This window comes from Novosphingobium resinovorum (assembly GCF_036352595.1).
GTDB classification, from domain to species: domain Bacteria; phylum Pseudomonadota; class Alphaproteobacteria; order Sphingomonadales; family Sphingomonadaceae; genus Novosphingobium; species Novosphingobium resinovorum_B.
This window is the reverse complement of sequence record NZ_JAZFAX010000123.1, coordinates 1-566: the sequence shown is the minus strand read 5'-3', so window position 1 is coordinate 566 and position 566 is coordinate 1. Positions and strand designations below refer to the sequence as shown.

The 566-nt window shown below is 66.1% G+C and carries 1 pseudogene; it reads right to left on the bottom strand.

Annotated features, from left to right (window positions below):
• A pseudogene (eno, locus tag V2S85_RS27185) lies at positions 1-566 on the bottom strand (phosphopyruvate hydratase); the annotation flags it as partial.

Here is a 566-nt window from a genome sequence, read left to right as displayed (position 1 = left end):
TCGTCCTCGCTCATGCCGTCCTCGATCGAGATGATCGGATAGGCTTCGGTGAGATCGGCGAGGTAGTCGGCGAAGGCCACCGGCGACAGGCTCAGGCCCTCGCCGCTGATCTCGTACTTGCCGTTCTTGAAGAACTCGGTCGAGGCGCAGTCGAGCGCGAGCTTGATGTCGGTGCCCGGCTTGAAGCCTGCCTTCTCGATCGAGGCCATGATGAAGTCCAGCGCATCGCGGGTGCTGGCAAGGTTCGGCGCGAAGCCGCCCTCGTCGCCCACGGCGGTGGCGAGGCCCTTCTCGTGCAGGCCCTTCTTGAGCGTATGGAAGATTTCCGCACCCCAGCGCGCGGCTTCCGCCAGCGACGAGGCGCCGACCGGCATGACCATGAATTCCTGGAAGTCGATCGGGTTGTCGGCATGCTCGCCGCCATTGATGATGTTCATCATCGGCACCGGCAGGACATGCGCCGAAACGCCGCCGACGTAGGAGTAGAGCGGCAGGCCGCGCGCATTGGCGGCGGCCTTCGCGGCGGCCATGCTGACGCCGAGGATGGCGTTGGCACCGAGGCGCGC